At 44.2% G+C, this 22,385-nt stretch carries 19 protein-coding genes; 11 read left to right on the top strand and 8 right to left on the bottom strand.

All coding sequences use genetic code 11. The features are described from left to right. Window positions 1-12: 12 nt before the first annotated feature. Together pulA and FFV08_00640 are read right to left on the bottom strand one after the other, a co-directional pair. A complete protein-coding gene (gene pulA / locus FFV08_00635; GenBank protein ID QLB51316.1) occupies window positions 13-2,088 on the bottom strand; it encodes a type I pullulanase in 2,076 nt (691 codons plus the stop codon). 117 nt (window positions 2,089-2,205) lie between these two features. Continuing rightward, window positions 2,206-3,189, bottom strand: coding sequence for a LacI family transcriptional regulator (locus tag FFV08_00640; protein ID QLB51317.1), 984 nt, complete (start codon window positions 3,187-3,189; stop codon window positions 2,206-2,208). Window positions 3,190-3,623: 434 nt separating this feature from the next. Between FFV08_00640 and malQ the strand changes: the two genes are divergently transcribed. From malQ to nrdI, 4 genes are all read left to right on the top strand, one after another. Beyond that, window positions 3,624-5,135 carry a 4-alpha-glucanotransferase gene (malQ, locus tag FFV08_00645; GenBank protein ID QLB51318.1) on the top strand — a complete coding sequence of 504 codons (1,512 nt, stop codon included), beginning with the start codon at window positions 3,624-3,626 and terminating at the stop codon, window positions 5,133-5,135. A 32-nt stretch (window positions 5,136-5,167) separates the two neighbouring features. Further along, window positions 5,168-7,429 carry a glycogen/starch/alpha-glucan family phosphorylase gene (gene glgP, locus FFV08_00650; GenBank protein QLB51319.1) on the top strand — a complete coding sequence of 754 codons (2,262 nt, stop codon included), beginning with the start codon at window positions 5,168-5,170 and terminating at the stop codon, window positions 7,427-7,429. A 178-nt stretch (window positions 7,430-7,607) separates the two neighbouring features. Beyond that, on the top strand, window positions 7,608-8,126 hold the full coding sequence (locus FFV08_00655) for a lantibiotic ABC transporter permease (protein ID QLB51320.1): 519 nt from the start codon (window positions 7,608-7,610) through the stop codon (window positions 8,124-8,126). 62 nt (window positions 8,127-8,188) lie between these two features. Further along, window positions 8,189-8,677, top strand: coding sequence for a class Ib ribonucleoside-diphosphate reductase assembly flavoprotein NrdI (gene nrdI, locus FFV08_00660; protein ID QLB51321.1), 489 nt, complete (start codon window positions 8,189-8,191; stop codon window positions 8,675-8,677). Between the two features lie 32 nt (window positions 8,678-8,709). Here nrdI and FFV08_00665 read toward each other — a convergent pair whose 3' ends face one another. Next, window positions 8,710-10,398: an arginine--tRNA ligase gene (locus FFV08_00665; protein ID QLB51322.1), complete on the bottom strand. Its 1,689-nt coding sequence runs from the start codon at window positions 10,396-10,398 to the stop codon at window positions 8,710-8,712. A 300-nt stretch (window positions 10,399-10,698) separates the two neighbouring features. On the opposite strand from FFV08_00665, the gene argR reads away from it, so the two are divergent. The 4 genes from argR (at window position 10,699) to FFV08_00685 (ending at window position 15,986) form a co-directional block, all read left to right on the top strand. Continuing rightward, a complete protein-coding gene (gene argR, locus FFV08_00670; GenBank protein ID QLB51323.1) occupies window positions 10,699-11,136 on the top strand; it encodes an arginine repressor in 438 nt (145 codons plus the stop codon). A 78-nt stretch (window positions 11,137-11,214) separates the two neighbouring features. Then, window positions 11,215-13,764 carry a DNA mismatch repair protein MutS gene (mutS, locus tag FFV08_00675; protein ID QLB51324.1) on the top strand — a complete coding sequence of 850 codons (2,550 nt, stop codon included), beginning with the start codon at window positions 11,215-11,217 and terminating at the stop codon, window positions 13,762-13,764. Between the two features lie 186 nt (window positions 13,765-13,950). After that, window positions 13,951-14,652, top strand: coding sequence for a zinc ribbon domain-containing protein (locus tag FFV08_00680; GenBank protein QLB51325.1), 702 nt, complete (start codon window positions 13,951-13,953; stop codon window positions 14,650-14,652). A 23-nt stretch (window positions 14,653-14,675) separates the two neighbouring features. Continuing rightward, window positions 14,676-15,986 carry a DUF4339 domain-containing protein gene (locus FFV08_00685; protein ID QLB51326.1) on the top strand — a complete coding sequence of 437 codons (1,311 nt, stop codon included), beginning with the start codon at window positions 14,676-14,678 and terminating at the stop codon, window positions 15,984-15,986. A gap of 31 nt (window positions 15,987-16,017) precedes the next feature. On the opposite strand, the gene FFV08_00690 is transcribed toward FFV08_00685, so the two are convergent. Both FFV08_00690 and FFV08_00695 read right to left on the bottom strand, forming a co-directional pair. Beyond that, the gene (locus FFV08_00690) at window positions 16,018-16,488 is read right to left on the bottom strand and encodes a DUF3021 domain-containing protein (protein ID QLB51327.1); all 471 of its coding nucleotides are present in this window, start codon (window positions 16,486-16,488) and stop codon (window positions 16,018-16,020) included. Continuing rightward, window positions 16,485-16,925 carry a LytTR family transcriptional regulator gene (locus FFV08_00695; protein QLB51328.1) on the bottom strand — a complete coding sequence of 147 codons (441 nt, stop codon included), beginning with the start codon at window positions 16,923-16,925 and terminating at the stop codon, window positions 16,485-16,487. The genes FFV08_00690 and FFV08_00695 overlap by 4 nt, the downstream gene beginning before the upstream one ends. A gap of 184 nt (window positions 16,926-17,109) precedes the next feature. On the opposite strand from FFV08_00695, the gene mutL reads away from it, so the two are divergent. Then, window positions 17,110-19,053: a DNA mismatch repair endonuclease MutL gene (gene mutL / locus FFV08_00700; protein ID QLB51329.1), complete on the top strand. Its 1,944-nt coding sequence runs from the start codon at window positions 17,110-17,112 to the stop codon at window positions 19,051-19,053. A 35-nt stretch (window positions 19,054-19,088) separates the two neighbouring features. Here the strand turns inward: mutL and FFV08_00705 are convergent, their stop codons facing one another. Then, complete coding sequence (locus FFV08_00705; GenBank protein ID QLB51330.1) at window positions 19,089-19,640, bottom strand: RDD family protein; 552 nt, start codon at window positions 19,638-19,640, stop codon at window positions 19,089-19,091. Then, window positions 19,594-20,097 carry a helix-turn-helix transcriptional regulator gene (locus tag FFV08_00710; GenBank protein ID QLB51331.1) on the bottom strand — a complete coding sequence of 168 codons (504 nt, stop codon included), beginning with the start codon at window positions 20,095-20,097 and terminating at the stop codon, window positions 19,594-19,596. Before FFV08_00710 ends, FFV08_00705 begins: the two co-directional genes overlap by 47 nt. A 169-nt stretch (window positions 20,098-20,266) precedes the next feature. On the opposite strand from FFV08_00710, the gene ruvA reads away from it, so the two are divergent. Next, window positions 20,267-20,857: a Holliday junction branch migration protein RuvA gene (gene ruvA, locus FFV08_00715; GenBank protein QLB51332.1), complete on the top strand. Its 591-nt coding sequence runs from the start codon at window positions 20,267-20,269 to the stop codon at window positions 20,855-20,857. 9 nt (window positions 20,858-20,866) lie between these two features. Next, window positions 20,867-21,439, top strand: a complete 573-nt coding sequence (locus FFV08_00720; protein ID QLB51333.1) for a DNA-3-methyladenine glycosylase I — start codon at window positions 20,867-20,869, stop codon at window positions 21,437-21,439. 47 nt (window positions 21,440-21,486) lie between these two features. Here FFV08_00720 and FFV08_00725 read toward each other — a convergent pair whose 3' ends face one another. After that, window positions 21,487-22,296 (bottom strand): helix-turn-helix domain-containing protein, encoded by an 810-nt coding sequence (locus FFV08_00725; protein ID QLB51334.1) that lies wholly within the window; start codon window positions 22,294-22,296, stop codon window positions 21,487-21,489. Window positions 22,297-22,385: the final 89 nt, after the last annotated feature.

Below are 22,385 nucleotides of genomic sequence, written 5' to 3' on the forward strand. Positions count from 1 at the left end.
ATGTTTTACAATCTATTTCAACACAATCAACTGCTTGCCAGCTAGGCTGTAACTGTCAGCTAGCGGCGCGATTGGTTTTTGGGCATCAATGGCTGGGTATTGGAGGTGTAGCTTTTGCTTGTTTTTGTTTTCGTAGACAGCTTCTTGGATGCCAAAGTTGATGACGATGGTCATGCTCTCTTTGCTGTCTTGAATCTTGTACTCCAATAAACTGTCTGTCAGCCAGTTGACCTGACAGGCTTGCTTGATGGCAGTGCTGGTCTTTAGATGGAGCAGCGGATGCGCCTTGCGGAAGGCAATCAGCTTCTTGATAAAAGCAATGTCTTCTGTGTAATGCAGGGAGCGCAGCCAGTCTAGCTTATTGATCTCGTCGGGTATATTATAGGTGTTGTCAATCAGATTTTTAGTCCGGAAAAATTCCTGACCGCTATGGATAAAGGGCACACCTTGAGCCAAAAGGACGAGATGGAGAGCCAGCCGCGAATTGGCCAGCCGATCCCGCAGGGTGATAGCAGGATTGACGATATCAAAGTAATCAAAAACTGTTGCATTGTCATGGCACTCGACATAATTAATGGCCTGCTGGGGCGCTGTGAAATGAGCTTCACCTTTTAGACCGACATTGGCTGTCAGGACATTTTCAAGCTGACTAGCAGGAGTCTTGCTCTCGCTTTGCCGACCTTGGGCGATGGTCTGTTTGAGACTGTCACGGAAATGGTCACTGAAAAATCCATAATCCGGAAGCTGGGTAGCATTATACTGATGAGCCAATCGCTCACTTGCCAGTCCAGTATCCATTTGCCAGCCTTCACCATAGAGATAGATGTTAGGATAGAGCGTCTTGAGTTCGTCAGCTATCTGCTGCATGGTTTGGATATCTAAAATTCCCATTAGATCAAAGCGAAAACCGTCAAAGCCATAGAGACTGACCCATTGCTTGACCGACTGCTTGATATAGCGGCGGACCATGGCTTTTTCGCTGGCTACATCATTGCCGCAGAAGGTTCCGTTGGTTCGGTAGCCCATATCATTGAGCCGGAAAAAATAGCCGGGCACGATTTTTTCAAAAGCATAGCTGTTGGCGTCATAGACATGATTGTAGACCACGTCCATGATGACGCTGATATCAGCATTGTGATAGGCAGTAATGGCCGCCTGCAGCTCTATGATACGGGCATAGGGGTCTCGTGGGTCGCTGGCAAAACTGCCGTCTGGGACATTATACTGGACAGGGTCGTAGCCCCAGTTGTAGACGAGCTCTGGATGCTTTTCATCAACGCTGCCAAAATCGTAGACAGGCATAAGCTGCACGTGGCTGATACCTAGCTCTTTCAGATAGTCCAGACCGAACTTCTGACCGTGGACGACTGGAGATTCGCTCAGCGAGGCAAACTTCCCAGGATAGGAGAAACCAGCTTCTTTCTGCATAGAGAAATCACGGACGCTCATTTCATAAATGACGGCTTCTGTCGGATCCAGCTGTGTTTTCACTCGTTTGATTGGCTTTTTAATCTTGTCTAGATTGATGACATAGCTGTTGCCCGAATTGACATCTGAGGATAGGGCGTAGGGATCATGGACTTCTACCCACTTGCCATTGATCTTATGGAGATAAGAATAGGAGGCACCCTCTAAATCTCCTTCAATCCTTGCATGCCAGACTCCCCTATCCAGACGTTTGAGGTGGTGAACCTGATTTTTCAGATGCAGGAGGACTTTTTCAGAAATAGGTGCCCAGAGTTTGAAATCGGTGGCTTGGGGACTGTATTGAGCTCCCAAATCGTCGCCTGCATAGTCAAAAATCTCATCGAAAATAGGCTTTTTCACGATATGGCGGTACTGCAGGTCGGTATGGTTGCGGTCTTGGTCATAGACCTTGTAGGACTGCGTCAGGTCAATGGGCTCATTAGCCGATACAGTGTAGATAATCCGCTCTTCCTGATTGTTGATGTTTTTGATGGTTAAGGGGCTGGAGCTGTGCTTGTCTTCCAGTGTAAAGTGGATGGAGTAGGCTTCAAAGCTCTTTTCCAGTTCGATGGTGATGATATTTTCGTCATCTAAATAGGCTTGAAAAATACGAAAGGCCATGTTTTTCCTCTTTCTTTGTCAGTTTCTCTTCGGGTAATTGTTTTGAGTTCAGGCTTTTCCCTGGGTTGGGACAAGGCCGTTCTGTGAATTGTTGATAAATGAGCAAAAGCATTCGGATTAGCGAGTGCTGATGCTATGCGGAATCAGCTGGCGATAGCAGATTTGCTTGTCTTCTTTATTGTCCTTGATGATTTGAAAGAGAGTTCGGAAAGACTCTTTCCCAAGCTCGAGGGCATTGATATCGATATAGGCATCCACATCAATGCGTGGTTTGAGAGAGTCAAAGGTGATAATGGGAATCTGGTAGTCCTGATCTTTGAGATAGTGCAGGGCTCCTTCTGCTACCAAGGTATCAGATGTCACGATAGCTTCAATCTCATCCAGCGGCAGCTCCTCCATAATCTTGTAACTGTTGTCTTCCAGAAGGAAACCGAAGGCGAATTTGATAATGCGTTCATCTAAAGCCCGGTCAGCTTCATTCAGGGCTTGCTTGTAGCCTGTGTAACGATCCTGGGAAACGACCAGCTCCTTATTCCCAGCCAGAAAGGCGATTTTTCGATAGCCCTTGTCTAGGAAGTATCTGGTCGCGTCATAGCCAGCCTTGATATTGTCATTGTCCACCAGAGAGATAAAAGGTGAGACAGCTTTCCCTAGGATAAGGAAGGGGAAGTTGTTTCTGACTGCAAAGTCAACCAAAGGATCGTCCTGCTTAGAATATAGGAAGATAAGTCCGTCAACTCGCTTGCCCAAAATCATCTGCTTCATATTTTCCAAGCGATGCCCTTCATCTTGCCCCGTGCTGATCTGGATGGCATAGTCATAGTCAGAAGCAATCTGAGAAATCCCCCGCAATACAGTTGGGAAGAAAGGGTTTTGATAGAAGACATCTGAGTCGTCCGGCAGGACCAAGCCGATGACCTGGCTAGACTGGCTGACCAGACTTCTGGCATTGAGATTGGGATGATAGTCCAGCTCCTTCATAGCAGCACGGACCCGTTTTTTAGTTTCTTCACTGATGGTTGATTTGTTTTGCGCGACGCGGGTCACAGTAGAGGGTGATACGCCTGCTAGTTTTGCGACTTCTTTGATAGTAACTCGCATAAAAACCTCCTAAAGGCCTGCATTTGCTGGAAATCATTTCTATAACATCAATTATTTTAAAGCTAGTAGAGCCACTTGCTTTATATAAGGAATGCAAACCTGTGCCGAAAATAGCTATCGTAACCAGTAATTTTTCCTAACTATTGTGGTCAAAAAAGCAAGTACAAAGCACTTTCTCCGCAAACGCAAACGTTTTCTGTTTGTAAGAACATTTTAACACAAAAAGAGAACGCTTGCAAGAAGAGAAAAATGGTAAACAATTGAGGCAGTAAGAGAGTCCTAAAAGAGCATTATATCCTTTAACCATTAAATTGAAAAAAATCTCAAAAACCCCTTGCACTAAAAAAAAAAATAGGTTATAATCAAGTCGACGCAAACGTTTGCATTAAGTAAAAATGAAAAGGCGTAGAGGAAAAAAATAACGAGGTGACAAAATGAAAAAACGTCAAAGCGGCGTGCTCATGCACATTTCATCCCTTCCGGGCAAGTACGGTATCGGATCTTTTGGCCAAAGTGCTTATGATTTTGTAGACTTCTTGGTTCGCACCAAGCAGCGCTATTGGCAGATTTTGCCACTGGGAACTACCAGTTATGGTGATTCTCCTTATCAGTCTTTCTCTGCTTTTGCGGGGAATACCTACTTTATCGATTTTGATATTCTGATAGAAGAAGGTTTGCTGAACGAGGCAGATGTCAAGGGAGCGGATTTCGGAGATGATCCTAGAAAAGTGGATTATGCAAAGATTTTCGATGCTCGCCGTCCAATTATGGAAAAAGCAGTAGCTCGCTTCTTGAAAGCAGACGATTTGTCTGACTATGAGAGCTTTGTGGAGCAAAATGCAGCTTGGTTAGAAGTTTTCGCTGAGTACATGGCTATCAAAGAGTATTTTGATAATCTAGCTTGGACAGAGTGGCCAGATGAAGCGATCCGTCGCCGTGAAGCTGCTAGTCTCGCTTCTTATCGTGATAAGCTGGCTGATAAGCTGACCTATCATCGTGTGACCCAGTATCTCTTCTTTAAGCAGTGGTTAAGATTAAAAGCCTATGCTAATGAACATCACATCGAGATTGTCGGTGATATGCCAATCTATGTGGCAGCTGATAGTGCTGATGTGTGGGCACAGCCGCACTTCTTTAAGACAGATGCTGTTGGCAAGCCAACTTGTGTGGCAGGCTGTCCGCCAGATGAATTTTCAGAAACTGGCCAGCTTTGGGGCAATCCTATCTATGACTGGGAAGCGATGGACAAAGATGGCTATGCTTGGTGGATTGAGCGTCTGCGTGAAAGCTTCAAGATTTACGACATTGTCCGTATCGACCATTTCCGCGGCTTTGAGTCTTACTGGGAAGTACCTGCTGACTCAGAAACATCTGCTACTGGTAAATGGGTCAAAGGTCCAGACTACAAACTCTTTGCAGCAGTTAAGGAAGCTTTGGGTGATTTGAATATCATCGCAGAAGACCTAGGCTTTATGACGGATGAAGTGATCGAGCTGCGCGAGCGCACTGGTTTCCCAGGAATGAAGATTTTGCAATTCGCCTTCAATCCTGATGATGAAAGCATCGACAGTCCGCATCTAGCGCCAAACAACTCAGTCATGTATACAGGAACCCATGATAACAATACTGTTTTGGGCTGGTACAAGGATGAGATTGACGACGCTACTCGCCAGTACATGGCACAGTACACCAACCGCAAGGAGTACGAAACAGTACCTCATGCAATGCTGCGCACAATCTTTGCTTCAGTCAGCTTTATGGCCATTGCGACCATGCAAGACCTGCTGGAATTAGACAGTGCAGCACGGATGAACTATCCATCCACAATTGGTGGCAACTGGACTTGGCGGATGACAGCTGAAGAGCTGAATCCAATCGTCGAAGGTGAGCTTTATAGCTTGACCAAGACTTATCGTCGTATGAATACCGATTTAATTAACAAATAAAGAATAGCTAACTAGACTTGAAGGGAGTAATCATGTCAAACTTACAAACTTATATCAAAAATACTTATTCAAAAAATCTTGCTGATTGCAGCAATGAAGAACTCTACCTGGCTCTATTGAACTACACTAAATTAGCCAGCGCTCAAAAGCCAGTCAACACTGGTAAGAAAAAACTCTACTATATTTCAGCTGAGTTCCTGATTGGTAAACTTTTGTCTAACAACTTGATCAACCTTGGACTTTACGATGATGTGAAGCAAGAACTGGCAGATGCTGGCAAGGACTTGATCGAAGTAGAAGAAGTTGAGTTGGAGCCGTCTCTGGGTAACGGAGGCTTGGGTCGTTTGGCTGCCTGCTTCCTGGACTCTATTGCGACATTGGGTCTCAATGGTGATGGTGTAGGACTGAACTACCACTTTGGTCTCTTCCAACAGGTTTTGAAAAACAACGAACAGACGACTATTCCTAACTTCTGGCTGACTGAGCAAAACTGGTTGGTTCGCTCTAGCCGCAGCTACCAAGTGCCATTTGCTCACTTCACTCTGACATCTACTCTTTATGATATTGATGTGCCAGGTTACAAGACAGAAACTAAGAACCGTCTTCGTCTCTTTGATTTGGACTCAGTGGATGCAGATATCATCACAGACGGTATTGACTTTGATAAGACAGACATCGCTCGCAACTTGACCCTCTTCCTCTATCCAGATGATAGTGACAAGCAAGGGGAATTGCTCCGTATCTTCCAGCAATACTTCATGGTTTCAAATGGTGCTCAGCTGATTATTGACGAAGCGATTGAAAAAGGCAGCAACCTGCACGACTTGGCAGACTACGCTGTCATCCAAATCAATGATACCCACCCATCTCTGGTTATCCCAGAAATGATTCGTCTCTTGACTGAGCGTGGTTTGGATCTGGACGAAGCAATTGCTATCGTACAGAAGATGACTGCTTATACTAACCACACGATTCTGGCAGAAGCTCTTGAAAAATGGCCTCTGGAATTCTTGAAAGAAGTAGTGCCGCACCTGGTACCAATCATCAAAGAGCTTGACAAGCGCGTGAAAGCTAAATACGCAGATCCAGCAGTGCAAATCATTGATGAGGACGATCGTGTGCACATGGCTCACATGGATATCCACTACGGATACAGTGTCAATGGTGTTGCTGCTCTGCATACAGAAATCCTGAAAAACTCTGAGCTTAAAGCCTTCTACGATATCTACCCTGAAAAATTCAATAACAAGACCAACGGTATTACTTTCCGCCGCTGGCTCATGCATGCCAACCCACGCCTGTCCCATTATTTGGATGAGTTGCTGGGCCGCGACTGGCACCATGATGCAACTAAGCTCGAAGGCTTGTTGGAATTCACTGGCGCTGCAAATGTTAAAGAAAAATTGGAAAGTATCAAGGCTCATAACAAGCGTAAATTGGCTCGTCACTTGAAGGAAGCACAAGGCGTGGAAATCAATCCAGAATCTATCTTTGATATCCAAATCAAGCGTCTGCATGAGTACAAGCGCCAACAAATGAACGCTCTGTACGTTATCCACAAGTATCTGGACATCAAGGCTGGTAACATCCCTGCTCGTCCAATCACTGTCTTCTTCGGTGGTAAGGCTGCTCCTGCTTACACAATTGCACAGGACATCATCCACCTCATCCTTTGCTTGTCAGAAGTGATTGCTAATGATCCTCAAGTGGCTCCACACCTGCAAGTAGTTATGGTAGAAAACTACAATGTTACAGCGTCTAGCTTCTTGATTGCCGCTGGTGATATTTCTGAGCAGATTTCCCTGGCTTCTAAGGAAGCATCTGGTACTGGTAACATGAAGTTCATGCTTAACGGTGCTTTGACTCTTGGTACTATGGACGGAGCGAATGTTGAGATTGCAGAGCTGGTTGGCGAAGACAACATCTACATCTTTGGTGAAGATTCTGAGACTGTTATTGACCTCTATGCAAAATCTGCTTACAAGTCTAGTGAGTACTATGCACGTGAAGCTATCAAGCCATTGGTTGACTTTATCGTCAGTGATGAAGTATTGGCAGTTGGTAAAGCTGAACGCTTGGAACGTCTTTACAATGAACTGATTAGCAAGGACTGGTTCATGACCCTGCTGGATCTAGAAGACTATATCCAAGTCAAAGAGCGCATGCTGGCGGACTATGAAGACCGCGATGCTTGGATGGACAAAGTCATCGTCAATATCGCCAAAGCTGGCTTCTTCTCATCTGACCGTACTATCGCTCAATACGAAGAAGAAGTATGGCACTTGAACAGCTAATATTCTTTGAATCAAAAAAGCCGAGACAGTAGTGTTTCGGCTTTGATTTTTGAATAAAATATATGGATAGGGACTTAGCTATTGTGTGGGCTTCTGAAAAGGCGAGAGCCTCTTGGTCTTGTCAGCTTTTTCTTTTCGGTGTATAATAAGTGAAAATATTTCTTTACAGGAGGCGTTTATGAAAAAGAGACCAATTTATCTTTATGTTTTGCTGGGTTTGTCAACCGTGGGAACCTTGTGGGGACTTTTTAGCAAGTTCACTTCTTCTGATGCTGGAGTGAAAAGCATTCTTAAGCAGATAGAAGAACCAGCAAAATCCCAATATGCAACTTATTTTAGCAAGAGTGCAGAAGTGGCGAATTCGCTAGCCAATAATTTCTTTTTTTACGGGCACATCATTCTCTTAATAGTGGCTCTTTTCTTCCTTTTTAGGAAAGATGTATTTAAGGCCAATCTTATCTACATTGCCGATGTTCTTGTGGGCTTGATTTCGACAGCCTATGCTTATGTGGTATCAAAGGGAATTATAGCTTCTTCTTTTTCAGACTCAACTCTTCTTTCGGCACAGATGACGGGGCTGAATTTCTCCATCCTCCTTTCAGTAGTCATTAGCCTAATCTTCCTTTCCATCGTCATCTTTAAGCTAGTCCAGCAGCAGAAAGAAGCTGAAAAAGCGGAACTAGCTGCAAACGAATAAGATTTGACAAATAACAGATAAGTGCTTACAATTTTAAGAAGCAATATCTGTTATTTTTTAGAATGGAGAATACAATGACAAAGGTTTCCTTGGTTTACATCAGCTTGAGCGGCAATACAGAGAGTTTTGTCCGTCGGCTGACAGACTATTTGCTGGAGCAACATCCAAGCCTAGAGGTGGAGAAGATTCATATCAAAGACCTGGTAAAGGAAGGTCAGCCCTTTTTTGAGATGGACAATCCTTTTATCGCTTTTCTGCCGACTTATCTGGAGGGTGGCAATGGTGTCGACAATGGCGATGTAGAAATTCTGACAACCGATGTGGGGGACTTTATCGCCTATGGTCAGAATGCCAGCAAGTGTCTAGGTGTCATTGGCAGCGGCAATCGTAACTTTAACAACCAATACTGTTTGACTGCCAAGCAATACTCAGAGCGCTTCGGATTTCCGGTTTTGGCCGATTTTGAAATGCGTGGCATGTTGGGAGACATTAAGAAGGTTGCAGGGATTATTGAAGAACTTTATCATATTGAAAAAAACGAAAACCAGTGAGGTTTTCGTTTTTTGATGTTTCTAAATCAAGCTTACATCTTTTCTGGCGCTTCTACTCCCAACAGACGCAGAGCTTCTTTGAGGACAACAGCTGTTGAGTAGCTGAGAGCCAGACGGCTGTCGCGCTCAGGGCTTTCGTCCAGAATCCGAGTGTGTGCATAGTATTTGTTAAAGGCTTGAGCCAGACTGATAGCATATTTGGCAATCAGAGATGGCTCATAGTTATCAGCAGCACGTTTGACAACGCGACCGAAGTCTTGGAGCAGCTTGATAATTTCCCAGCTTTCAGGATCGTTCAGGCTGTATATAGCCTCTGCATCTGGCTGGAAGTTCGCCTTGCGCAGGATAGACTGGATACGAGCATAGGCATACTGGATGTAAGGGCCTGTTTCTCCCTCGAAGGAAACCATAGCTTCCAGGTCAAAGTCGTAACCATTGCGGCGGTCAGTTTTGAGGTCGTAGAACTTAACCGCTCCGACTCCAACTGCGCGAGCAACAGCTTCCTTGTTTTCCAAATCTGGGTTTTTAGCTTCAATCTGACTTTTTGCCCGGCTGATAGCTTCCAGCAGAGTTGGTTCGAGGAGGATGATGTTTCCTTTACGTGTAGACAGTTTTTGACGGTTCTTAGTCACCAGACCGAAGTCAACGTGAATCATGTTATCGCTCCAGTCAAAGCCCATCTTTTTCAGAACAGCCTTAAGCTGTCTGAAGTGGTTGGCCTGCTCTTGACCTACGACATAGACATTTTTAACAAAGTTGTAAGTGCGAGCCCGGTAGATGGCTGTTGCGATATCACGTGTAATGTAGAGAGTAGCACCGTCTGATTTTTTAATCATAGCAGGCGGAAGGTTGAAGTCTTCCAAGTCTACAATGCTAGCTCCTTTGGATTCCTGCAGGAGACCCTTGTCTTCGAGGATTTGAATCCCTTCGTCCATCTTATCGTTGTAGAAGGCTTCACCGTTTAGACTGTCAAATTCGACACCAAGGAGTTCGTAGATACGGTTGAATTCTGTCAGACTTTCGTCGCGGAACCATTGCCAGAGCTCAGTCGCTTCTGGGTCACCGTCTTCTAGCTTCTTGAACCAAAGGCGGCCTTCGTCATCTAGAGACGGATCGTTTTCAATCTCGGCATTGATACGCACATAGAGTTTGAGGAGCTCGTCAATAGGGTTGGCTTCAACAGCTTCCTGGCTTCCCCACTTCTTATAAGCTACCATCAGGAGGCCGAACTGTTTGCCCCAGTCTCCCAAGTGGTTGACTTTAATGGTGTTGTAGCCAATCTTGCGGAAGATGTTGGAAAGAGCATCACCAATAACAGTAGAGCGCAAGTGGCCGACTGAGAAAGGCTTGGCAATGTTTGGGCTGGATAGGTCAATGGTGACATTTTCTCCATTTCCTTCGTTCTGTTGGCCGTAGTCAGCTCCGTCTTTGATGACTTCTTTGATAACTTGGCCAGAAATTTCAGCCTTGCTGAGGAAAAAGTTGACATAAGGGCCAGTCGCAACGACTTTATCAAAATGCGCCGTGTCAATCTTTTCAGCAATGTCAGCAGCGATAGCCTGAGGAGCTTTGCGCTCAGTCTTTGCCAGAGAAAAGGCTGGGAAGGCGATATCACCAAGTTCAGAGCTCTTTGGCTGCTCCAATAAATTTAAAATAGCGTCTTGATCAAGGCTGTCAATAACCTTGGCCAATTCGCCGGCAATCAACTGTTTGTTATCCATATTTGCTCCTTTGTGTCTTTTGTTATTATTTTATCACATTTTTCAAGGAATCTTCAATTTTTTTGGGAATAATTTTTGGGCTAATAGGAATTTTTCTGATATAATAAGAGGGATAAGAACCTGTATTTATAGATGAGCTTTCCATCTGAATGCTTCCTTGCCTGTCACTCTTCGTTAAAGTTTTTTGTTTATTCTCAGTATTCCTGCAAATCTTTGCCTAGATTGATGGAGAAGCAGTCTTTTGTCCGTTGAAGTGCTCTTCATGAATGCAGCTTCTAATTATTCAATAATGAGGTAAAAATGAGAAAGAATGATCGTCATCAGTTAGTCAAAACGATGATTAAGGAAGAAAAGCTAGGAACGCAAAAGGAGATTCAGGATCGTCTGGAAGCGCAAGGGATTTATGTAACGCAGACTACCCTGTCGCGTGACCTCCGTGAAATTGGCCTGACCAAGGTTAAGAAGAAGGGTCTGACTTATTATGTTTTGGCGCATGAGACCGAAGAGATTGACTTGATAGAGTTTTTAGCCAAGCATGTGGAGAGTGTAGCCAGAGCAGAGTTTAGTCTGGTTCTTCGCACTGAGCTGGGCGAGGCAACAGTGCTGGCCAATATCGTAGATAGCTCGCTGGATAGCCGTATTTTGGGAACCGTTGCGGGTGCCAATACTCTTTTAGTGGTTTGCCGGGATCAGGCAGCTGCTCAGGAGATTGAAGAGCAAATACAGGAAGTGATGTAAGAGTCACATTTTTTTCAGGAAAGGTGGAGAGGTTTGAGACGGGAGTCCTGACCTCGTTTGTTTTTAGAAAGGATAGAGATGGCAGTAGACAAGTTATCGCCAGGCATGCAGCAGTATTTGGATATCAAAAAGGACTATCCAGATGCTTTCTTGCTCTTTCGGATGGGGGATTTCTATGAGTTGTTTTATGATGATGCGGTCAATGCCGCCCAGATTTTAGAGATTTCCTTGACCAGCCGTAATAAAAATGCAGAAAATCCCATTCCCATGGCTGGAGTTCCCTATCATTCGGCACAGCAGTATATTGATATTTTGGTCGAGTCAGGCTATAAGGTGGCGATTGCGGAGCAGATGGAAGACCCCAAAGAAGCCAAGGGTGTTGTCAAGCGGGAAGTAGTTCAGGTTATTACGCCGGGAACGGTAGTGGACTCCAGTAAGCCGGATTCTGCTAATAACTTTCTGGTGGCTCTGGATTACTCGGACGGCCTCTATGGTCTGGCTTATATGGACCTGGTGACTGGTGAGTTTCAGGTGACTAGTTTAGAGGACTTTGCCTTGGTCTGCGGGGAAATCCGCAATTTGAAAGCTAGGGAAGTGGTGCTGGGCTATGCCTTGCCAGAAGCTGAGGAGCAGGTCTTGGCTGGACAGATGAACCTCTTACTGTCCTATGTACAGACGGCCTTGGACGATGTCCAGCTGCTGGGCGAGGAGCTGTCTCCTATGGAACGTCAGGCGGCGGGGAAACTGCTGGAGTATGTGCATCGAACCCAGATGAGGGAGCTCAGCCATTTGAAGAAGGCTCAGCATTATGAAATCAAGGACTTTCTGCAAATGGACTATGCCACCAAGGCGAGTCTGGATTTGACGGAAAATGCTCGTTCGGGCAAGAAGCACGGCAGTCTTTATTGGCTGATGGACGAGACCAAGACGGCCATGGGCGGCCGTATGCTGCGCTCTTGGATTCAGCGTCCGCTGATTGATGAAGCGCGAATTAGCCAGCGGCAGAATGTCGTCGAGGTTTTTCTGGATCATTTCTTTGAGCGGAGTGATTTGACGGAGAGCCTCAAGGGAGTCTATGATATCGAGCGGCTGGCTAGTCGAGTGTCTTTTGGCAAGACCAATCCCAAGGATCTGCTGCAGCTGGCAGCGACATTGGGCAATGTGCCTCAGATTAAGGCTATCCTGCAAGGGATTGGCAGCCCGCATCTAGCTCGTTTGATTGAGGGATTGGATCCTATTCCAGAGTTGGCGGGCTTGATTAGCTCAGCTATTTCACCGGATGCACCCCATATCATCACAGAGGGAAATATCATTCGGACCGGTTTTGATGAGACTTTGGATCAGTATCGACTTGTGCTGAGGGAGGGGACTGGATGGATTGCAGAGCTGGAAGTCAAAGAGCGTGCCAACAGCGGCATCAGCAATCTGAAGATTGATTACAACAAAAAAGATGGTTACTATTTCCACGTGACCAATTCTCAGCTGGCTCATGTGCCTAGTCATTTCTTCCGCAAGGCGACCCTGAAAAATTCGGAGCGTTTCGGAACGGAGGAGTTGGCCCGGATTGAGGGAGAGATGTTGGAGGCGCGTGAAAAATCTGCTAATCTGGAATACGAGATTTTCATGCGGATTCGCGAGGAAGCTGGCAAATACATCCAGCGCTTGCAGGCCTTGGCACAAACACTGGCAGCTGTCGATGTTTTGCAGAGCTTTGCTGCGGTGGCAGAACAACTGCATTTGGTACGTCCTGTCTTTACTGCAGAGCGCCGTCTGGAGATTGAAAAAGGTCGGCATGCTGTTGTGGAAAAGGTCATGGGTGCCCAGAGTTACATTCCAAATAGTATTCTGCTGGACCAGCAAACGGACATCCAGCTCATTACCGGGCCTAATATGAGCGGGAAGTCGACTTATATGCGCCAGCTGGCTATCATCGTCATTATGGCACAGATGGGATCTTATGTGCCCGCTCAGTCTGCCAGTCTGCCACTATTCGATGCGATTTTTACTCGCATCGGTGCAGCGGATGATCTGGTGTCTGGCCAGTCCACTTTTATGGTGGAAATGATGGAGGCCAATCGGGCCATTCGGCAGGCCAGCGAGCGTTCGCTCATTCTCTTTGATGAACTGGGCCGTGGGACGGCTACTTATGATGGGATGGCGCTGGCTCAGGCTATTATCGAGCATATTCATCATTATACTGGGGCCAAGACCCTCTTTGCCACCCACTATCATGAGCTGACAGCCTTAGAGGACAGCTTAGAGCATTTGGAAAATGTCCATGTGGCAACCTTGGAAAAGGACGGACAGGTGACTTTCCTGCATAAGATTGAGCCGGGTCCGGCTGACAAGTCTTACGGAATCCATGTGGCGAAGATTGCCGGACTTCCTGAGAAATTACTGGAGCGGGCGGATAGCATTTTGAGTCATTTGGAGAGTCAGAATACGGGACTAGGCTCAGAGCTTCCTGCTGAATCCAGACCGAAGCGGTCACAAGTAGCTGAGCAGATTTCTCTTTTCGCAGAAGGGTCGGAAAATCCAGTCCTGACTGAACTCCGAGACTTGGACATCTACAATATGACTCCCCTGGAAGTCATGGCGGCGGTAGCCGAGCTCAAGAAGAAGTTGTAAAATAGATAAATCAGAGCCTGATACTTAATCAAGCTCTTTTTTATTGTAATTAAAATTTTCTTGTAATCGCTTAGAAGCTTGTTGCTGAGGCGATAATTTATATTTACATGGTAGTGGGAATGCTGTATAATGAGATTAGATAGCTTATGCTACATTGGTGTTAAATAGGAGAACGGAGAAAAAGAAATGGGATTTTGTATAAACTGTGGGCAAACACTTGCTGAGGGAGCTCATTTTTGTAGTAATTGTGGCGTTGCAGTAGGAGAAACAAATACAGGAACGTCACAACGGAAAACAGTATATGATGGGGAATTATATAAATGTCCGAATTGTACTGAGAGGCTAGATTCTTTTATGACCGTTTGTCCCACTTGCGGATATGAATTGAGGGGAGCAAAGGGAGCTTCTGTCGTGAAAGAGTTTGCTAAAAAACTTGAACAAATTGAAAGTGTACGCACAGATACGAATAAAGTATACTCAGTTATAGGGGATATATTTGGCAAATTTAATAAAACTGATGAGCAAAAGATAAACTTGATTCGTAGTTTTTCTATTCCCAATACCAAAGAAGATATTGTTGAGTTTGTGATTTTAGCTGCTTCAAATATTGATTTAAGGTTATATGGCTTCTCGGGGGGAGATCCTAATTCGTCTCAAAGGGCTATATCAGATGCTTGGTTAGCTAAGTTTGAACAAGCTTATGATAAGGCGCGTTTTAGTTTTGCTAATTCACCAGACTTTTTGAATATAAAAGAGATTCATGATCAAAAAATGAAACAACTAAAGAAAGAAAAAAGGAATCAAACACTTATTATTCTGAGCATGGTGTTATTTCTTCTTTTGGGGTTTATTTTGGGATTCATTGCATTAATTTTTGGGGCTAAATGATTGTATTTAGAAGGAGTTATATTATGGGATTGTTTGCTAAAAACAACCGCACAGGCGGTTTCATGGATGAAATTCGTTGCGATGAAGTATCCTATTTGATATGGAAGTGGCATCCTGCAGGAGTGAAACAGGGTGTAGGTAATAGAGAAAATGCCATTCGTTGGGGTTCTTCTCTGCGAGTCAAAGATGGGGAGGTTGCTGTCTTTGTCTATAAACAAAAAGATGGCACACTGCAGGACTTTATTGTAGGTCCATATGATCAGACTATCAAGACTTCTAACTTTCCTGCGCTTGCAAGCATAGTAGGTCTAGCTTATGAAGGTGGCACGCCATTTCCGGCAGAAGTCTATTTCATCAATCTTGCGCAAATTATTCAAGTCAAGTTTGCTGTTCCCTTTTTTGATGTCTATGATCCAAGGTTTTTAGATTTTGGTGTACCTGTTGCAGTTCGTGGTACGATTAATTTTAAAATTACTGATTATAAAGAATTTATCAAGTTACACAGGCTAAATACTTTTAATCTTGATGATTTTCAAAAGCAAATTCGGGATGCTGTAGCCCGATATGCTAAACATATTGTAACAAATGCTCCTACAGAGAATAACATTCCTGTCATTAATCTTGAAAGTAAAATTTCACAAATTAATGAAGCTCTTGAACATGATGTCATGGAAAGATTAAAGGAGAATTTTGGTGTCACTGTTTCAAGTCTTGATATAGCTGCAATAGAGATAGATAAATCAAGTCAAGGTTATCGACAGCTTATGTTGGTTACCAAGGATGTTACCACAGCTAAAATACAAGCGGAAACTACTGACTATGTTGAACGGATACGTATCCAACGTGAAGAAGGACAATATGCGCAACATAAGCAAACACAATCTGCAAACCTAGATGCATTTCAAGTTGAAAAGCAGTCCGAAGTTGGTATTGCTGGCGCTGATGCATTGGGGCAAATGGGCGTTAATGGTTCGGGAACAGTTTCTCTGGGAGGCGATGCAGGCTTCAACCCCGCTGCTATGGTGGCAGGAATGGCAGTAGGAGGTGCTGTAGGCCAAAATATTGCTGGAGCTATGAATAATATGATGTCAGGCAACTCCCAACAACAGTCAGTTGTTTCGCCTCCTCCGATTCCAACAACTGCTTACCATATTGCTGACAATGGACAAGCATCTGGACCTTATGATAGAAATACCCTAACACAAATGTCTCTATCAGGGCAATTCCTCCCTTCGACCTTAGTCTGGAAACCAGGAATGGCAGAATGGATGAGAGCAGATACAGTTGATGATTTGAAAGAGCTGTTTATGCCTCCAATTCCGCCAGTCGAATAAAAACAGTTCGAACTCGAACTGTTTTTATTTATCACGATTTGCTAGACAAGCCGCTATTGATTTTTTGAATTTTACGGTAGGTGTGGTAATAGATGGCGCCTGAAATAATTAGATAGATAAGGGTGAATTCCCCAACGGCAGTCAGTGTCAGGCTGAGTATTTTTTCTCTTGGGAAAAATCCAGCTAGATTTGCCAAAAGTGCAAAGCTCAGAATCATCATACCATAGTGGCTGACGATGGAGCGTAGGATGCTCCAGTCTCTTTGGAAGAAGTTTCCGCTCCATCTGAAAATAGCTCCCATGATAAACCAGATAAGCAGGCAGTAGAGCATGATGAGGGAAACATGGACATGCCGGCTCAAAAAGAAGTGGCCGATAGGAGAGCGAGGGTGAAGCGGTAGATAAGCTGGATTGTAAAAATAAGAAACAATCATGGAGAAGAAGAGACCGATGAAAATGCCTCCAATCCCTCCGAAAAAGAGTTCTTTAAGACGAGTTTTCATAATTGCAACCTTTCTTTGATAGATTTGAGATAACGGCGGGACGAGTAAGTCTGATCGCCGTTTTTTAGAAATATTTGAATCAGACCATTTGGAGTCAGCTTGAGGTGGCTAATTTTTCGGCTGTTGATAATCTCCGACTGAGAAATCTGCAGGAAATAGTCCGGCAGGACCTGCAGCAATTGATAAAGAGCTTGTTGAGCTCGATAGCTGTCTTTTGCCGTTCGGACCCGAACCTGCCGATTTTCTGTATAGATTCGGTGAATTTCCTTAGCATCTAGTAAGTGAATTTCGTCTTCTTTCTTGACATGAATCTTGTCCTCTTTGCCTAGATGTTGAGCAAAGTGGACCAATTCCTGAATGCTTTCTGTCATGAGGCCGGCCTCAATGCTAACGGAGTCCTCGGTGACTTGAGAATCGATTCTTAGCTTAACTTTCATAACTTCCTCCTTTCACCTTTATTAAACCGCAACTTGGCAGAGAAAACAAGCCCTTTTGACCATGTGGTAGCTATTTGTGTCTATCTGGTTTGAATGGTGAGCAGAGTGGTCGAGATAAGGCTCCCTTCTGATAGAAAGAGCCCAATGTGTTATAATAGATAGCAGAACAAATACGGAGAAAATGATGTCAAAAATTATCGAACTTCCAGAAATTCTAGCCAATCAGATTGCAGCCGGTGAAGTCATTGAGCGGCCTAGCAGCGTGGTCAAGGAGTTGGTGGAAAATTCAATTGATGCGGGTGCAAGTCAGATTACTATCGAAATCGAAGAAGCTGGACTCAAGAGCATTCAGGTGACTGATAATGGCGAGGGCATTGACCACCAAGATGTCCCTCTGGCTCTTCGTCGCCATGCTACCAGCAAAATCAAGAAGCAGGCGGATCTCTTTCGGATTCGGACGCTGGGTTTTCGTGGCGAGGCTATTCCTTCTATTGCTTCTGTCTCGCGTTTTACCATTGAAACAGCAACGGAAACTGGCCAGCACGGGACGCTACTGGTTGCCCAAGGCGGTGAGATAGAAGAGCACGAGCCTGCTAGCAGTCCAGTGGGAACGAAAATCAAGATAGAAGATCTCTTCTTTAATACTCCAGCCCGGCTCAAGTATATGAAGAGCCAGCAGGCTGAGCTGTCCCATATCGTTGATGTGATCAATCGGATCAGTCTGGCCCATCCGGAAGTGGCTTTCACCCTTATCAGTGACGGCCGCGAAATGACACGGACTGCCGGCAGTGGCAATTTGCGTCAGGCTATTGCGGGCATCTATGGTCTGGCAACAGCTAAGAAAATGGTGGAAATTTCCGCTTCAGATTTGGACTTTGAGGTGAGCGGCTATGTTAGTTTGCCTGATCTGACTCGTGCCAATCGTAATTATATTACGATCCTTATCAACGGTCGCTATATTAAGAATTTCCTGCTCAATCGTGCTATTCTGGACGGCTACGGCAGCAAGCTTATGGTAGGACGCTTTCCACTCGCGGTCATCAATATTCAGATTGACCCCTATCTGGCCGATGTCAATGTCCATCCGACCAAGCAAGAGGTGCGGATTTCTAAAGAGCGGGAACTCATGGCCTTGATTTCGCAAGCTATTGCGACCAGTCTCAAGGAGCAGGATCTTATCCCTGATGCTTTGGAAAATCTAGCCAAATCAACTGTTAAGCGTGCCAATAAGCCTGAACAGACCAGTCTTCCGCTGAAAGAAAATCGCCTCTACTACGATAAGGAGCAGAATGACTTTTTCCTCAAGCCAGAGGTGGCCGAGCAGCAGCTATCCTTTGAAGAATCAGCGGAGCCTGTTCATGAAGCGACAGATGAAAAAGCAGAGCCGCAACCGACTTCGGTCAAATTCGCAGAGCGAAAGCCGGCCAGCTATGACCAACTAGACCATCCAGAGCTAGATCAAGCCAGTCTGGAGCGAGCTGTGGATAAGTTGGAACAGGAAGAGAAGTCAAGCTTCCCAGAGTTAGAATATTTCGGTCAGATGCATGGTACTTATCTATTTGCTCAGGGCAAGGGCGGTCTTTACATTATTGACCAGCATGCTGCCCAGGAGCGGGTCAAGTATGAGTATTATCGGGAGAAGATTGGAGATGTGGATAATAGCCAGCAGCAGCTCTTAGTGCCCTATATCTTTGAATTTCCAGCGGACGATATGCTGCGAATCAAGCAGCGGATGGAGCTGTTAGAAGATGCTGGCATCTTTTTAGAAGAGTATGGTGCCAACCAGTTTATCCTCCGTGAGCATCCCATTTGGTTCAAGGAAGAGGAGATTGAGGCCGGCATCTATGAGATGTGTGATATGCTTCTCCTGACTAAGGAAGTTTCCATCAAGAAATATCGAGCAGAGCTGGCCATTATGATGAGCTGCAAACGCTCCATCAAGGCCAATCACAGCCTGGATGACTACTCTGCGCGTGACTTGCTCTTTCAACTGTCCCAGTGTGATAATCCTTATAACTGCCCACACGGCCGACCGGTCTTGGTCAACTTTACCAAGTCGGATATGGAAAAAATGTTCCGCCGCATTCAGGAAAATCACACTAGCCTACGGGAGTTAGGGAAATACTAAACTCTATAGAAGATCAAACAGCCCTAGTCATCGAACTAGAGCTGTTTTGAATGTTTGAGCTGAACTTGTGTTCCAGCAAGCAAATCAGCTGGATGGCGTTTGTCCTTACGAAGCAGTCCCATCAGCAGAAAGATCGAGAAGAGAATACCTGCTGAAGTTGACAAGAAAATTGATAGGGTATCTGCTTGATAAGCACTACGGATAGCTCCCAGATGTCCCAGCTGCCAAGGAAAAAACTTAATAGCAGAGCGTAAAAGACTGTGGGCAAGGCTCCTACGCTTGTAAACCAACTGTAAACCTGCCCAACGCTTTCCAAAACTGCCTTTTCTATAGTCTAGCCAAGCAAAGATGATGGTTAGAGGCAGGACTGAGGTAGAAAAAGCCAGAAGCTGGCTCTGGGCTTCAGTGAATACAGGAATGTCTTTTAGAACCAGATTATAAAAGCCCATAGCTAGTAAAAAAAGAGAAATAAGGTAGCTCGAAATGAAGAGCCAGTCTCCAATCAGTTCTTTCAGACGAGTTTTGACAGGTATGGGATTGTCAGTTTTTAGTTTCATCTTGAGCACCTTCTTTCTTAAAATCATCAAGGCCTATAACTTTGTCCAGATACTTTTTCTTGATTTTTAGCGCCTTGTTAATAGCCATTGTTGATGCGATTAAGAGGAAAAAAGTTAACCAGATAAGGGCAGTGAATTTTGCTGGAAAGCTGGAGCCAGCAAAAAAGAGAAAAATAGCCAAGGCAGATATAAAAATATACAGAACCTGCCAGAAGCCATAAGATTTTACTTCCTTGTAGTAGCGATTTTTTTCGTCTTCTGAGAGGACGGGTTTTATTTCCGGCTTATCGCTGTCTTCTAAAAGCAGATAATCTGTCGTCACTTGGAAAATCTTGCTCAGCTCTACAACTTTTTCGAGTTCTGGTAGCGCTTGGCCAGACTCCCACTTGGAAATGCTCTGGCGAGAGACATTGATTTGTTCAGCTAGCTTTTCTTGTGACCAGCCTTTTTCTTTTCTTAGTTCAAATAATTTATCAGCGAGTTTCATGTTCGCAGCCTCCTTTTCTTTGCTAACTCTATCCTAACAGCTTTTAGTTATCTTGAGGATACAGCTTCCTGTACATTTTGTCAACCGCTGGTTGCACTTCTGTTTGCAGTTTCTAGACAGAAAATATGATATACTAGATAGGCAAAATGATACAAAAAGAAGGGAAATTATGTACGAATATTTTAAAGGAATTATCAGCAAAATTACAGCCAAATACATTGTGTTGGAAGCCAACTCTATCGGCTATATTCTTCATGTAGCTAATCCTTATGCTTACTCAGGCCATCTTCATCAGGAAGTCAAGGTCTATGTTCACCAGGTGGTGAGAGAAGACGCTGAACTCCTTTACGGTTTTGCAACCGAGGAGGAGAAGCAACTCTTTCTCAGCCTGATTTCAGTCTCAGGTATCGGCCCAGTGTCTGCTCTGGCAATTATTGCGGCTGATGATAATGCCGGCTTGGTACAAGCCATTGAGCAGAAAAACATCACCTACCTGACCAAGTTTCCTAAGATTGGCAAGAAGACAGCCCAGCAGATGGTGCTGGATTTAGAAGGCAAGGTAGTGGCGGCAGGCAGCCCAGCAGAAAGCAAGGCGCCCGTCCAGACTGTGGATAATCAGGAGCTGGAGGAAGCCATGGAAGCCATGCTGGCTCTGGGCTACAAAGCTGCTGAACTTAAGAAAATCAAGAAATTCTTTGAAGGAACGACGGATACAGCTGAAAACTATATCAAGTCCGCTCTTAAGATGTTGGTAAAATAGGAGAAAGCTATGACCAAACGCTGCGGCTGGGTAAAAATGAATAACCCCTTGTATGTAGCCTATCATGATGAGGAGTGGGGCCAGCCCCTCCATGATGATCAGAAGTTATTTGAATTGCTCTGCATGGAGACCTATCAGGCTGGACTTTCTTGGGAGACCATTCTCAATAAACGCCAGGCTTTTCGGGAAGCTTTTCATTTCTATGATGGCCAGAAAATTGCTCAGATGACGGATGCAGATCTGGATGGTTTGTTAGGCAATCCTGATATTATCCGTAACAAGATGAAAATTTATGCGACCAGGGCTAATGCCCAAGCTTTTTTGGCTGTTCAAAAGCAGTTTGGCTCGTTTAATGACTATATCTGGTCCTTTGTCGGTTTCAAAACGATTGACAATCAAATTACGAACTACAAGGAAGCACCTACTAAAACAGAGCTATCAGAAAGCATGTCTAAAGCGCTGAAAAAGCAAGGCTTCAAATTTGTCGGTCCTGTTTGTGTCTATTCATTCCTAGAAGCAGCTGGACTTATCAACGACCATGAAAAGGATTGTGACTTCAATTTACATAAAAATACCGTTTGAGAAAGACTCTCAACGGTATTTTTCAATTTCTTCTTTTAGCGATTTTACTAGCTCTTTTTCATCGGCAAGTTGTAGTAGACCAATCCCTTTTTTATTAATTCGTTATCATTTTTGCAAATTCCAAGTCGAATCTGTGAAAGCCCGAGGGAATCATAACGTTTTTCTTTTTTTGACAAATCGTAAATGTACTTAGTGATTTCAGCGCATTCTCTCTTTAATCCATTATAAAGATAGATGGTAGAAAGGTTGACTAAGAGTCCGATTTGTAGATTATTCCCATAGCGGAATGATTGGTATTTTTTTATGCTATTTAAAATCTTTTGGGTAAATTGTTTTATATTTTCTAAAGGGAAGAAATAAAGAATAGTAGAAAGAAGTCGAAAATCACTTTCATACCAAGTGTCCTGTTTTTCTAAATACGCCCAAATTTTATTGGTAGTAGCATTAATTTCTTTTGTCTCAGAAATTCCATTTTGTCTCAGATGAATAGTAATATTGATGCTATCTAAAGCATGTTTAATCGGAATATCGGAATGTTTACATAGATATGCCTCGCATTCTCTCTTTAATTGTAACAAACCTTTCGTCCCTACAATAGTCTCACCTTGGTTATAAAAAGAATTTAAAATTTTCTGTCTCTGACTAGGTTGATAATAATCACAAATGTATTTAAATTCTTCTAGTGTCATATCTATCTGGCGAAGTAAAAAAATCATGGTATCGAACTTTGGCACGACTTGTCCGCTTTCAATTCGTGCCAAAGTTGAGCGAGCTAAAAAATCCCCACAAATTTCTTCTTGAGTCAGCCCTTTTGATTTTCTAATTTCTTTATAGATTTTTCCATAATCCCAGCGCATAAGAACTCCTTTTTAAAATGTTACTAAAAGCTACATTTTGAAAAAAATATTTTAAAATAGTATATCATGGAATAAAAAGGAGGGCAAAT

The organism is Streptococcus sanguinis (assembly GCA_013378335.1).
In the GTDB taxonomy this organism is placed as follows: Bacteria; Bacillota; Bacilli; order Lactobacillales; family Streptococcaceae; genus Streptococcus; species Streptococcus sanguinis_I.